This window comes from Clostridium sp. (assembly GCF_036643715.1).
In the GTDB taxonomy this organism is placed as follows: Bacteria; Bacillota; Clostridia; order Clostridiales; family Clostridiaceae; genus Clostridium.
Genome location: NZ_JAVXRL010000065.1, coordinates 1 through 14,987, shown reverse-complemented (window position 1 = coordinate 14,987; position 14,987 = coordinate 1). Strand labels below are relative to the sequence as shown.

Genomic DNA, 14,987 nt, shown 5'->3' with positions numbered 1-14,987 from the left:
GCGCTGATGGTACTTCACGGGAGACTGTGCGGGAGAGTAAGACGTTGCCAGGTGTTAATATTAAAGGATAGTTAATAAACTATCCTTTTTTTACGCGAAAATGAATATGTGAAAAATTTATATGAGAAAAGACAAGTTTTATTCTATAACTTGTCTTTTTACATGCACGAGGGGGCTTATTTTTATTAATGAAAAAACCAAAGTTATTTTCTATCGTGAAGCATAGAAAGAGAGAACTAAAGAAAGATCAAATCATAAAAGATGTTATAGCAGGAATAATTGTTGCTATAATAGCATTACCACTTTCAATTGCACTAGGAATATCATCTGGAGTAACACCAGAAAAAGGATTAATAACAGCAATAATAGCTGGATTCTTTATATCAGTCTTTGGTGGTAGTAGAGTACAAATTGGAGGACCAACAGGAGCATTTGTTGTTATTGTTTATGGAATCGTAGATAAATATGGACTTGAGGGATTAATTATATCAACGCTAATGGCTGGAATAATGCTTATATTATTTGGATTATTTAGATTAGGAAATCTTATAAAGTATATTCCAAAGAGTATAACACTAGGATTTACATTAGGTATTGCAATTACATTACTATCAACTCAAATAAAAGATTTATTTGGATTAAGTATAGAAAGTGTTCCTTCAGAATTCTTTAAAAAGTGGGGAGCATATATTTCGAATTTTAATACTGTAAGTTTAATTACATTATTAATAGGAGCAGCTTGTGTTGCAATAATAATTTACTTCCCAAAAGTAAATAAAACTATACCAGGTTCATTAGTTGCTTTAATATTTTCAACACTAATAGTAGCAGGATTAAGTTTAAATGTTCAAACTATAGGTGGTGCTTTTGGAGAAATATCTTCAACAATACCAACACCTACATTACCGGTTTTAACATTTGATAAAATAAAGGTATTATTTATGCCAGCAATTACAATTGCATTTTTAGGTGCTATTGAATCTTTATTATCAGCAGTTGTAGCAGATGGAATGATAGATAAAAAACATAATTCAAACACTGAATTAATAGGACAAGGAGTTGCAAATATTGCATCATCATTATTTGGTGGTATTCCAGCTACTGGTGCAATAGCTAGAACAGCTGCAAATATAAAAAATGGTGGAAGAACTCCAATTGCAGGAATAGTTCATGCAATAACATTACTTTTAATAATGGTTTTATTTATGCCATTAATAAAATATATACCATTAGTTGCACTAGCAGCTATACTTGTTGTTGTTTCTTACAATATGAGTGAATGGAGAGAATGTGTTGCAATAATCAAAAATAGTAAGTTAGATGCTGTAGAATTACTAGTAACTTTTACATTAACTGTTTGTTTTGACCTTGTTATAGCTATTGTTGTAGCAATGATTGTACACATTGTAAGAGTAAAATTAATAGATAGAACTAATAATATAGGAGGTGCGCAAGAAGTAGCGTGCTAAATAATATTTAATTTAAAAGCTTTGACCGTAAGGTCAGAGCTTTTTTTGTTTTTATTAATAAATTATTATTAATAAAAATGAATTTATATGAATAAGTATAGTAAAAGCTAATATGTTTAAAAGGTATGGGGGAAGTTTAAATGAGAATAGAGAGAGAACTAAGGGGAAATATAGAGCAAAATTCAAATGATTTTTATAACAAGGGCGTTAGTAAATATGATATTACACAATTTAATATTTATTTGTTTCATCAAGGAAGAAACTTTCATGCATATAACATACTAGGTAGTAAGATCATTTATGAGGATGGAATGGTGAAAACTAGATTTACAGTTTGGGCACCAAGGGCAAAAAAAATATATTTAGTTGGAGATTTTAATAACTTTTCAGTGGAGAACCACTACAAACTTAATAAAATATCTAATGAAGGGTTATGGAGTATTAAGTTAGATGGAAATTATGAAGGCAATAAATATAAGTATGGAATAGAAAGTAATTCTGGAGAAATAGTTTATAAAGCTGATCCATATGCTATATATTCTGAATTGAGACCTAGTAGTGCATCTATAGTTCATAAAGAAAAGGAATTTTGTTGGGAAGATGAATCATTTATAAGTAATAGAAATAATATAAATATTTATGAAAGTCCAATAAATATTTATGAGCTTCATATTGGATCTTGGAAGACAAACGGTGAAAAATTTTTGACATATAAAGAATTAAGTAAAATATTGCCTGGATATATAGAAGATATGGGATATACTCATGTAGAATTTATGCCATTAGTAGAACATCCATTAGATGCTTCTTGGGGATATCAAGGCATAGGATTTTATTCACTTACTAGTAGATATGGAACTATAGATGAGTTTAAGGAGCTTGTTAATGAACTTCATAAAAGAAAAATAGGTATAATAATGGACTGGGTACCAGGACATTTTTGTAAAGATATTCAAGGATTATATATGTTTGATGGAGGTCCTACTTATGAGTATGAGGAAGGCTGGAAAGCTGATAATAAGGGATGGGGAACATTTAATTTTGATCTTGGAAGACCAGAAGTTAAAAGCTTTTTAATATCAAATGCGTTATATTGGCTTAGAGAATTTCATATTGATGGATTAAGGGTAGATGCAGTTTCTAATATGATTTATTTAAATTATGGAAGGGATGAGGGTGAATGGGTACCTAATATTTATGGTGGAAATGGTAATCTAGAAGGTATTCAATTTGTTAAAGAACTAAATACAGCAGTTTTTAGTGAGTTTAAAAATGCACTTATGGTTGCGGAAGAATCAACCTCATGGCCCAATGTATGTAGACCTATTGAAGACGGAGGACTTGGATTTAATTTTAAATGGAACATGGGATGGATGAATGATACTTTAGAATATATAGAGCTTGATCCTGTATATAGAAAATATCATCATAATAATTTAACTTTCTCTATGATGTACAATTACTCAGAGAATTTCATTTTGCCTATATCGCATGATGAGGTTGTACATGGTAAAAAATCATTAGTAAATAAAATGTGGGGAGACTACTTTAATAAGTTTGCAGGGCTCAGAAATTTAGCAGCTTATATGATAGGTCATCCAGGTAAGAAACTTTTATTTATGGGAAGTGAATTTGGGCAATTTATTGAGTGGAGAGAGTATGAGCAATTAGAATGGAAACTTATAGATTCATATCCAATGCATAAGGATACTCAATTATTTTTTAAAGAGCTAAATAGATTTTACAAGGAAAATAAAGCATTATGGGAACTTGATTATGATCCAAATGGTTTTCAGTGGATAGATCCAGATAATAAAGAGCAAAGTATCCTTTCCTTTATGAGAAAAGGGAAGAATCACATAGATACACTTATTTTTATAACTAATTTCACTCCAGTTGTTTATTATGATTTCAAAATAAATGTCTCAGAAGGAAGTAGTTATGAAGAGGTATTTAATACAGATGATAAAAAATATGGTGGTTCAGGACAAGTAATGCCTGGAGAGATTTTAACATTAGAAGAAAATAATATTAATTTTATAAAAGTGAAAGTACCACCTATGGCAACAATTATATTAAAAATAAAAGGTGAGGAGGAGAAATAGATGAAAGTTTTATTTGTTGGTTCAGAGGCTAATCCATTTGTGAAGACAGGTGGACTTGGAGATGTTTTGGGTGCTCTACCTAAGTCTTTAGATAATACAGGTGTAGATGCAAGAGTAGTAATACCAAAGTATAAAAATATTGATAGAAATTTAGATAGCAAGCTTAAGTTTGTTAAGTGGTTTATGGTAAAAGTAGGTTGGAGAACACAATATTGTGGAGTATTTGAATATAACCATAATGGGATTACCTATTATCTTCTAGACAATGAATACTATTTCGGAAGAGATGGTCTTTATGGATATGCTGATGATGGTGAAAGATTTGCATTTTTCAATAGAGCTGTATTGCAGCTAGTTAAGGAGATTAACTTTAGAGCAGATGTTCTTCATTGTAATGATTGGCAAACTGGTATGGTTCCAGTTTTATTAAAGCTTGAATATGCTAAAGATTTATTTTATTGCGATATGAAGTCAGTTTTTTCAATTCATAATATGAAATTCCAAGGGGTTTTTCCTAAGGAAGTTTTACCAGAATTATTTGGATATGATATGGAACCTTATTACAATGGTAGTCTAGCTTTTGATGGAGGAGTTAGCTTTATGAAAGGCGGAATACTTTATTCAGATAGAGTATCAACTGTTAGTAACTCATATGTTGATGAAATTAAAACTAGTGAGTATGGGGAAAGAATGGATTCAATTTTAAGAGATAGAAGTTATGCACTAAATGGAATATTAAATGGAATTGATTATGATGAATTTAATCCTAATTGTGATAACTTAATATATGCGAAATTTAATGAAAAAGATTTATCTGGTAAGAAGAAAAATAAAGAAGAACTCCAAAGAGAACTTGGTTTACCAGTTAATGAAAATGCAGCAATGATAGGAATAGTATCTAGATTAACTAATCAAAAAGGATTAGATATAATAGTTGATATTGCAGATAGACTTCTTCAACATGATATTCAATTAGTTATTTTAGGAACTGGTGATTGTCATTATGAAAATCATTTTAGAGGTCTTGCTGAAAGATATAGAGATAAAGTTTCAACAAACATTAGGTTCAGCAATATGTTAGCCCATAAAATATATGCTGCAAGTGATATGTTCTTAATGCCATCACTTTTTGAACCTTGTGGACTTGGTCAACTTATATCTCTTAGATATGGAACGATTCCAATAGTTAGAGAAACTGGGGGACTTAAAGACACAATTAAACCTTATAACCAATATAATGGATTAGGAAACGGGTTCAGCTTTAAAAACTATAATGGAAATGAGCTTTTAAATATCACTGAATATGCATTAGACATATTTAGAGATAAAGAAAGATGGAATTCAATAATATTACAAGCTATTAATTCAGATAATAGCTGGGCAAAATCTGCAACTAAATATATAGAAATGTATAAAAATTTGATTGGAGAATGAGTCTTCATGAAATCCAGAGGAGGGGATATATATGCTAACCATTGACAAAAATACTTTCAAGAAAGCATACGAAAAGAAATATCTAGAAATCCATGGGGAGGAGCTTTCAGGTGGAAGCAATTATAAAAAATATGAAGCCTTAGGTAGTTTGGTTAGAGATTACGTTGCAGAAAGCTGGATGAGGACAAATAAAAAATATAATAGTACTATGGAAAAGCAAGTATATTATTTTTCAATGGAATTTTTACTTGGTAGACTATTAGGCGATGCGTTATTAAATTTAGGAATAAGAGATACTTGTAAAGATGCACTTAAGGAACTTTCTATAGATTTAGAAGAATTAGAGGAGCTAGAACATGATCAGGGGCTTGGAAATGGTGGTCTTGGTAGACTTGCAGCCTGCTTTTTAGATTCAATGGCATCTTTAAATATAGCAGGTCATGGCTGTGGTATAAGATATAAATATGGATTTTTTGAACAAAAAATAATTGATGGAGTTCAAGTTGAAGTATCAGATAATTGGCTTAGGGATGGTAACGTATGGGAAAAAAGAAAGTCAGATAAAAACGAGATAGTTAAATTTGGTGGAAATATAGTAACTGAAGAAGTTAATGGTAAGCTTAAATTTACTCATGTTAATTATGAACCAGTACTTGCAGTACCATATGATACGCCTGTAGTTGGTTATAAAAATAATACAGTAAATACATTAAGACTTTGGAGTGCTGAAACTGTAAATAATGAATTTGATTTTTCATCATTTAGTAGAGGAGAATTCTTAAAGGCTTTAGAATATAAAAACTCAGTTGAAGCTATATCACAAGTTTTATATCCAGATGATTCTAGAGATGAAGGTAAAGTCCTTAGACTTAAACAGCAATATTTCTTTGTATCTGCTGGAGTTCAAAGTGTAATAAGACATTTTAAAAATCATGGTGGAAATATAAGAGAACTTGATGAAAAGATAGCAATTCATATAAATGATACTCATCCAACACTTGCAATACCTGAACTTATGAGAATACTTTTGGATGAAGAAGGTCTTCCATGGGAAGAGGCATTTAGAATTACAACAAATACAATATCGTATACAAACCATACAATACTTGCAGAAGCTTTAGAAAAATGGCCATCTAGAATGGTAGAAAAGTTACTTCCAAGATTATATATGATAATTCAAGAGATAAATGAAAGGTTTTGTAGTGAACTTTGGAACAATTATACTGGACAATGGGATAAAATATCAAGAATGTCCATAATAGCTAATGGACAAGTCAGAATGGCTAACCTTGCTATAGTTGGAAGTCATAGTGTAAATGGAGTAGCAAAACTTCATACTGAAATACTTAAGAAGCAGGAGATGAGTGATTTCTATTATTATTATCCTAATAAATTTAATAATAAGACAAATGGAATAACTCATAGAAGATGGTTATTAAGAACAAATCCAAAATTAACTAAGCTTTTAGTAGATACAATTGGTGAAGGATTTATTGAACATCCAATTGATCTTAAATATTTTGAAAGTAAGGCTTACGATAAAAATATTCAAAATGAGCTTAATAATATTAAGAGAGAAAATAAAGAAATATTAGCTAAAACTATATATGATACAAAGGGAATTATAGTTGATCCAAATTCTATATTTGATGTTCAAGTAAAGAGGATACATGCTTATAAGAGACAGACCTTGAATTGTTTGAGAATAATGGATTTATATAATAGAATATTAGAAAATCCGAATTTAGATATAGTACCAAGAACATTTATATTTAGTGGTAAGGCAGCACCATCCTACCATCTTGCAAAAAGTACTATTGAACTTATAAATAGAATTGCTTATCAAATTAATAATGATCCTAGAGTTAAAGATAAAATAAAAGTTGTTTTCTTAGATAATTATAGAGTCTCTCTTGCAGAAGAGATAATAAGAGCTACTGATTTAAGCGAACAAATTTCAACTACTACAAAAGAGGCTTCAGGAACATCTAATATGAAATTTATGATGAATGGAGCACTTACAATTGCAACATTAGATGGAGCAAATATTGAAATAAGAGATGAAGTTTCAGATGAGAATATTATTGTATTTGGATTAAATTCAAATGAAGTTTTAGATTATTATCAAAATGGTGGATATTCATCCTTTGATATTTATAAAAATAACGGTAGAGTAAAAGCTGCTGTAGATGATTTAATAAATGGAAGGTATCATTTTGATAGAGAAAGATTTAGAGAAATATATAATAATTTAATTCCTTATAATGATGAATTTTTTGTTCTTAAAGATTTTGATTCATATGTAGAGGCTCAAGATAGAGTAAATGAATTGTATAAGGATATGAATAAGTGGCAACAGATGTGTGGAATAAATATAGCTCATTCTGGAATATTCTCATCAGATAGAACTATACTTCAATATGCAACTGGAATATGGGGTTCAGAATTACTATATAAGAATCTTTAACTAAAAATGTAATTATAAAAAAATAGCAAAGTATTTTGCTATTTTTTTATTTTGGAAAAGATTTCATAAAATCAATTATGTATAAATCTTTATAAGCAGTCATATGTTTATATAAGTGATTTTAAATTGTAATTAAATTTAATTTATTGATAAAAAACATATGAGGGGAGAATGTTATGGGGAAGAAAGAGATAGTTGCAATGATTTTAGCAGGGGGTCAGGGATCAAGATTAGGTGTGTTAACGAAAAACTTAGCAAAGCCTGCAGTACCTTTTGGGGGAAAGTATAGAATAATAGACTTTCCTTTAAGTAATTGTTCAAATTCAGGAATTTATACAGTTGGGGTATTAACACAATATAAACCATTAGAGCTTAATGCACACATTGGTATAGGAAATCCATGGGACCTTGATAGGAGAGAAGGTGGAGTGAGTGTATTACCGCCATATCAAGAAGAAAAGGGAGGTAAATGGTATAAAGGTACAGCTAATGCTATTTATCAAAATATTGAATATGTAGATAGTTATGATCCAGAATATTTACTAGTATTATCAGGAGACCATATTTATAAGATGGATTATGATGAAATGCTAGAATTCCACAAACAAAAAGAGGCAGATGCAACAATTGCTGTAATAGATGTGCCATTAAAAGAAGCAAGCAGATTTGGTCTTATGAATACGAGAGAAGATCTTTCAATATATGAGTTTGAAGAAAAGCCCAAGGAGCCAAAGAGTACTAATGCTTCTATGGGTATATATATATTTAATTGGAAATCCTTAAAGAGATATTTAATAAATGATGAAATGGATATAGATTCAAGCAATGACTTTGGCAAAAATATTATTCCTAAAATGCTTGATAACGGAAGTAGATTAGTTGCATATCCCTTTAAAGGATATTGGAAGGATGTTGGAACAATAGATAGTTTGTGGGAGGCAAATATGGATTTATTAAAAGGTGATAATGGATTAAGTTTACATGATGAAGACTGGAAAATATACTCTGTCAATCCTGTAAGCCCAGCTCAATTTGTTGGGTCAGATGCAAATGTTAAGAACTCTCTTATAGTTGAAGGCTGTACTGTTTATGGTACTGTAGAAAATTCAGTATTATTCCAGGGCGTTTATGTCGGTAAGAACACTATAATACGTGATTCAGTAGTTATGACAAATTCACATATAGGTGATGATGTTGTTATAAACAAAGCAATAATAGGTAGCGAAGTTATCGTAAATAAAGAATCAAGGATAGGTAATGGAGACGAAATTGCAGTGGTAGCTTCAAAAGAGGAAATAAAACCTGGCAGTTCAATTAAGACTAAAAGTGTGGTTTAAGAAGGTAGAGGGGGAAAGAATTTATGAACAATTGTTTAGGAATAATTAATTTAGATGAAAATGAAACTAGAATGGGTGAATTAGTTAGAAAGAGACCATTAGCATCAGTTCCAATTGCAGCAAGATTTAGAGTTATTGATTTTGCATTATCTAATATGACTAACTCAGGAATTGAATGTATTGGAATATTTGCAAAGAATAGATCAAGATCACTAATGGATCATTTAACTAATGGAAGACCATGGGATCTTCATAGAAAAAAATATGGATTAAAAGTATTTAATTTTGGGGATGATGATCCCTCATATGATGATGTGCATAATTTTGCAGATAATATTGAATTTGTTAAATGTAGTAAAAGAAAATATGTTTTATTATCTCCTTCATATATGATATGTAATATTGATTTTAATGATGTAGTTAAGACGCATAAAAATGAGAATAATGATGTCACAATAGTATATAAAAATATTAATAATGCTAATAAGGAATTTATTGATTGTGATGTACTTAATATAGATAGTTATAGAAATGTTGTTAGTGTTGGAGAAAATATTGGCAAAGCAAACAATGCCAATATTAATATGGAAATGTATTTAATGAGGACAGAACTATTTATTGATATAGTTAATGAATCTATAAGAAGTGGCATGTATAGAAAGATAAAACAATTTATTCATGCTAATTTAACTAAGCTAAAAGTTGGAACTCATGAATTTAAAGGATATTTAAGCTGTATAAACTCTTTAAAAGCTTACTATGAATCTAATATGGATTTTTTAGATGAAGAGGTTAATAGAGAAATATTCTGTAAGGATAGACCTATTTACACAAAACCAAAGGATGAAGGACCAACGCAGTATACAAATGACAGTAATGTGAAAAATTCATTAGTTGCAAATGGTTGTTTTATAGAAGGTGAAGTTACAAATAGTATAATTTCAAGAAGAGTTAAGATAGGTAAAAATGTTAAGATAAAGGATTGTATTATAATGCAAAATGCAACTATAGAAAATGGGTGTGAGCTTGAACGAATTATAGCAGATAAAAATTCGAAAGTCGGGGAAGAGGAAAGGTATATTGGTTCAAAAAATTGGCCGATTGTTATTCAAAGACGAAACGGTTATTAAACTTAAAAGGTTTATGTGGACAAAGTTCACATGAACCTTTTATTTTTTTGATAATTATAAAAAAGTAGCTCTTAAAAGGCACAAACACTAAGGTGTGAAATTTCACCTAATTTGTTACTTGGTTCATTAGGTGAACCAAATACCTAAAGATCTTCATATTATTGTAAATGTTATCATTGGTTGGTATCATTTAATCATGTTAAAAAATTAAATATGAGGTGAGAGAATATGATGCAAAAGATTCAACGTTTTGGAGCAGCTATGTTTGTACCGGTATTATTATTTGCTTTTGCAGGTATAATGGTAGGTTTTTGTACACTATTTAAAAATCCAGAAATTATGGGTAGTATAGCAGCTCCAGATAGTATGTGGTATCAATGTTGGAATTTGATTGAACAAGGGGCATGGACAGTGTTTAACCAACTTCCAATATTATTTGTTGTAGGATTACCAATAGCATTAGCTAAGAAAGCACAAGGCCGTGCTTGTATGGAAGCTGTTGTAACTTACTTAACATTTAACTACTTCGTTAATACTATATTAACTCAATGGGGACCAAGTTTTGGAGTAAACTTCTTACAAGAACCAGGAGGAGTAAGTGGATTAACTCTAATTGCAGGAATAAAAACTTTAGACACAGGAATGATAGGTTCAATAGTCATTGCAGGTATTGTTGTTTATTTACACAATAAGTTCTTTGATAAACAATTACCAGAATGTGTTGGAATATTTAGTGGATCATCATTTGTAGTAATGATTGGGTTCTTTGTAATGATTCCAATTGCATTACTTACATGTATTATATGGCCAACTATACAAAGTGGAATCAATTCATTACAAGGATTTTTAACATCTTCAGGAATTGTAGGAGTTTGGATTTACACATTCTTAGAACGTATTTTGATTCCAACTGGATTACATCATTTTATATATGGGCCGTTTATTTTTGGACCAGCTGTTGTAGAAGGTGGAATAGCTAGTTACTGGCCACAACATTTAAATGAATTTGCAACATCTGCACATTCATTAAAGGAAATGTTCCCACAAGGTGGATTTGCACTGCATGGACATTCAAAAATATTTGGATCAGTTGGTATTGCATTAGCACTATATAGCACTGCAAAGCCAAGTAGGAAAAAGACAGTTGCAGGACTTTTAATTCCAGCTACTTTAACAGCAGTACTAGCTGGAGTTACAGAACCTTTGGAATTTACATTTTTATTCGTTGCACCATTACTATTTGCAGTTCATGCAGCCCTTGCAGCAACACTTGCAGCAACAGAATTTGCATTTGGAGTTGTAGGTAACTTTGGTGGAGGAATAATTGAGTGGGCAGCTCAAAACTGGATACCATTATTTAAATATCATGGAATGACATATGTAACTCAAATAATTATAGGATTATGTTTTACAGTAATATATTTCTTTGTATTTAAATTCTTTATATTAAAGTTTAATCTACCAACACCAGGTAGAGAAGATGATGATGCTGAAACTAAGTTATTTACAAAAGCTGATTATAAAGCTAAAAAAATAGGTGAAAATGGAAAAGAATTAAGTAAAAATGGTCAAAAGGCAGCCTTAATACTAGAGTACCTAGGCGGTTCAGAAAATATAGTTGATGTAACTAATTGCGCAACTAGACTTAGATTATCAGTAAAAGATGAAAACAAAATACAGCCAGATGGAGCCTTTAAATCAGCAGGAGCTCTTGGTGTTGTACGAAATGGAAAAGCAATTCAAGTAATTATTGGATTATCAGTATCTCAAGTAAGAGATGAATTCGAAAGATTACTTTAAATAAAATAGTATAAATTAATTAAAAAATAAAGCTCATAGGAGGAGATTATAATGAATAGAAAATTTTCAGTAGTAGTAGCAGGTGGGGGAAGTACGTTTACACCAGGAATTGTATTAATGTTATTAGATAACTTAGAAAAATTCCCATTAAGAAAAATTAAATTTTATGATAATGATAAGGACCGTCAAGCAACAATAGCAGATGCTTGTGAAATATTATTAAAAGAAAAGGCTCCAGAAATTGAATTCTTAGCAACAACAGATCCAGAAGAGGCATTTACAGATGTGGACTTTGTAATGGCACATATACGTGTTGGTAAGTATGCAATGCGTGAATTAGATGAAAAAATTCCATTAAGACATGGAGTGGTTGGTCAAGAAACTTGTGGACCAGGAGGAATAGCTTACGGAATGAGATCAATTGGGGGAATACTTGAAATATTAGACTATATGGAAAAATTCTCACCAAATGCTTGGATGCTAAATTATTCAAATCCAGCAGCGATAGTAGCAGAAGCAACTCGTAAATTACGTCCGACTTCAAAAATACTTAATATATGTGACATGCCAGTTGGTATAGAAGAACATATGGCTAAAATAGTTGGATTAGAATCACGTAAGGAAATGATAACAAGATACTTTGGATTAAATCATTTTGGCTGGTGGACAAGTATCACAGATAGAAAAGGTAATGACTTAATGCCAAGGCTTAGAGAGTATGTTCTTAAAAATGGATATAATATCGTTATGGAAGAACATCAACATGTTGAAGCAAGTTGGAATGATACATTCACAAAAGCTCGTGACATTCTAGCGGTAGATCCAACACTTTTGCCTAACACATACTTAAAGTATTACTTATTCCCAGATTATGTTGTAAAACATTCAGATAAGGAATACACTCGTGCAAATGAAGTTATGGATGGTCGTGAAAAGTTTGTATTCTCACAATGTAGAAAAATCGTTGAAAACAATTCTACTAAAGACTCAGAACTTCATATAGATGAGCATGCATCATATATTGTTGATTTAGCAAGAGCAATTGCATATAACACACATGAAAGAATGTTATTAATTGTTGAGAATAATGGAGCTATAGAGAATTTCACTAAAACTGGAATGGTAGAAATACCATGTTTAGTAGGTAAGAATGGACCAGAACCATTAGTTGTAGGAGAAATACCAACATTCCAAAAAGGATTAATGGAACAACAAGTAGCTGTAGAAAAGTTAGTAGTTGAAGCTTGGGCTGAACATTCATACCAAAAATTATGGCAGGCAATAACATTATCTAAAACTGTTCCAAGTGCAAGTGTAGCGAAGGAAATATTAGATGATTTAATAGAAGCTAATAAGGACTTCTGGCCAGAGTTAAAGTAGATAATTAAAAGATGTTTTAGGTTAAATAGAGGTTAAATAGAGGTTTAAAGTGAATTTTAAACCTCTATTTCCAATAATAGTTGCATTTATAGCGAAGGCTATAACTACATTAAAAAATTTGGTATAATTTATTATAATATATATTTATTGGAGGAATTATGAGAATAGAGGAAGTAATAAACAAGTATTATAGTAAATTAAATGAAAATGATTTATACATACTAAAATATATTCTTAATAATAAGAAAGAATGTTCTAGCCTTGGTATAAATGAATTAGCTAAAAGATGCAACATATCTAAAACGACTATATTAAGATTAACTCATAAGTTAGCTTTTAATGGATATAGTGAATTTAAAGTATTCTTGAAATGGGAAGAGGAAAATAATAAGAGAAAGAATAGTGAAGTTGTGGAATTAGAAGAATTAATACATGAAAATATAAAATTAATAAGTCAAAAAGATTTCACTGATATGTGTAGAGTTATCCATGATGCAGATAGGGTCTTTGTACATGGAACTGGAACAGCTCAAACTACAATTGCAAGAGAGCTTAAAAGAATGTTTTTAGCTGTGCGTAAATACTTAGATGTCATAGAAGGTACAGCAGAACTTGAAATCGTGAAATCAAGTGTTACTGAAAAGGATGTATTTATAATAGTTTCATTATCAGGAGAGACAAGTCATTTAGAAAGTTTTATAAATGAACTTAATATAAGAGGAATTAAATATATATCAATAACTAGACTTGGAAATAATATGATTTCTAGAAAGACACCATATAATATGTATATATCAACATCAGTTATAGATTTAGGCAATGGAGTTGAGTATGAGACAACAACATTATTTTTTATAGTTATTGAGGCTTTAATTAGAAAGTATATAAGTATGTATTTTGATAATGGAGAAATTAATTAAGTAATTTAGGAGGATGAGGATATGAGAGGGGAAAAATCGAAAAAGAAAAAGATAGGTTTAAATAATAGTTTAAGTAATCTATCAAGTACAATTGATAAGTTGGATACAGGATATACTTTCTTAAATATTGCTAAGTGGATTTTTTATATAGTTCCAGCAGCATTTTTAATATACATATATATTATGATAATAAATAGTAATATGGCATTTGAAACTTTAATTACAGAGACGCCTTTAGTTACAGTTACTTTTATTAATGCAATGGTTGATTTGTTTTGTGCTTGGGTTATAAAAAATGGTATAGATGAATTAAAATCTAGAAAGAATAAACACGCAGTAAAAGCATCACTTACTTTAATTGGTGTAGGACAAATATTAGCCGGTAATATAATAGCAAGTGGATTTATATTTCTTGGATTATTCAAATTAAAAGAAGCAAGTAAAGGAAATGTATTTAAAATATATATTAGCGAAATTAGAAAATCTTCGAAAGCTGCTATATTAAACTTAGTTGGATCTATTATTATACTTATGATTTTTGCTTTATCTTTTTGGTTTTATATACAAATATATAGTAGATAAAAGTTATTTTGCATTATGGTATGAATAAAAATAGTCTAAATGATGAACAAAATATGATTAAATAGTAAAAAGCCTCTAATACACTACCACGTGTATCATAATAAGTAAAATGTAGAAAAGAGGAGAAAAATAGACTATTATAAGATTAATTGTATTCAATAGATATACATACTATAATGTATTGTTTTATATATGTTATTATAAATATCGTCGCTGATGCGGAAGAGCTTCTTAAGGAAGCGGGAAACATTTTCTTTAATTTCAAGTTACAAACTTAATTAAAAAAATGTTGACATAACATCCAAATGGTGATAAGATAAACGAGTCGCTTGAAGGCGACACAGAAAAAATGGTCTTTGAAAA

At 30.0% G+C, this 14,987-nt stretch carries 9 protein-coding genes and 1 pseudogene; all 10 read left to right on the top strand.

Annotation, left to right across the window (positions count from 1 at the left end):
- Positions 1 to 188: 188 nt before the first annotated feature.
- A pseudogene (locus RSF37_RS13640) lies at positions 189 to 1,400 on the top strand (SulP family inorganic anion transporter); the annotation flags it as partial.
- Between the two features lie 209 nt (positions 1,401 to 1,609).
- Positions 1,610 to 3,574: a 1,4-alpha-glucan branching protein GlgB gene (gene glgB / locus RSF37_RS13635; RefSeq protein WP_332564935.1), complete on the top strand. Its 1,965-nt coding sequence runs from the start codon at positions 1,610 to 1,612 to the stop codon at positions 3,572 to 3,574.
- Positions 3,575 to 5,008 carry a glycogen synthase GlgA gene (gene glgA, locus RSF37_RS13630; RefSeq protein ID WP_332564934.1) on the top strand — a complete coding sequence of 478 codons (1,434 nt, stop codon included), beginning with the start codon at positions 3,575 to 3,577 and terminating at the stop codon, positions 5,006 to 5,008.
- Between the two features lie 31 nt (positions 5,009 to 5,039).
- A complete protein-coding gene (locus RSF37_RS13625) occupies positions 5,040 to 7,475 on the top strand; it encodes a glycogen/starch/alpha-glucan phosphorylase (RefSeq protein ID WP_332564933.1) in 2,436 nt (811 codons plus the stop codon).
- A gap of 176 nt (positions 7,476 to 7,651) precedes the next feature.
- Complete coding sequence (locus RSF37_RS13620) at positions 7,652 to 8,812, top strand: glucose-1-phosphate adenylyltransferase (protein WP_332564932.1); 1,161 nt, start codon at positions 7,652 to 7,654, stop codon at positions 8,810 to 8,812.
- A gap of 23 nt (positions 8,813 to 8,835) precedes the next feature.
- Positions 8,836 to 9,942 carry a glucose-1-phosphate adenylyltransferase subunit GlgD gene (gene glgD / locus RSF37_RS13615; protein WP_332564931.1) on the top strand — a complete coding sequence of 369 codons (1,107 nt, stop codon included), beginning with the start codon at positions 8,836 to 8,838 and terminating at the stop codon, positions 9,940 to 9,942.
- Between the two features lie 228 nt (positions 9,943 to 10,170).
- Positions 10,171 to 11,742, top strand: coding sequence for an alpha-glucoside-specific PTS transporter subunit IIBC (locus RSF37_RS13610; RefSeq protein ID WP_332564930.1), 1,572 nt, complete (start codon positions 10,171 to 10,173; stop codon positions 11,740 to 11,742).
- Positions 11,743 to 11,793: 51 nt separating this feature from the next.
- A complete protein-coding gene (locus RSF37_RS13605) occupies positions 11,794 to 13,122 on the top strand; it encodes a 6-phospho-alpha-glucosidase (RefSeq protein ID WP_332564929.1) in 1,329 nt (442 codons plus the stop codon).
- Positions 13,123 to 13,280: 158 nt separating this feature from the next.
- The gene (locus tag RSF37_RS13600) at positions 13,281 to 14,042 is read left to right on the top strand and encodes a MurR/RpiR family transcriptional regulator (protein ID WP_332564928.1); all 762 of its coding nucleotides are present in this window, start codon (positions 13,281 to 13,283) and stop codon (positions 14,040 to 14,042) included.
- 21 nt (positions 14,043 to 14,063) lie between these two features.
- The gene (locus RSF37_RS13595; protein ID WP_332564927.1) at positions 14,064 to 14,624 is read left to right on the top strand and encodes a hypothetical protein; all 561 of its coding nucleotides are present in this window, start codon (positions 14,064 to 14,066) and stop codon (positions 14,622 to 14,624) included.
- Positions 14,625 to 14,987 lie beyond the last annotated feature (363 nt).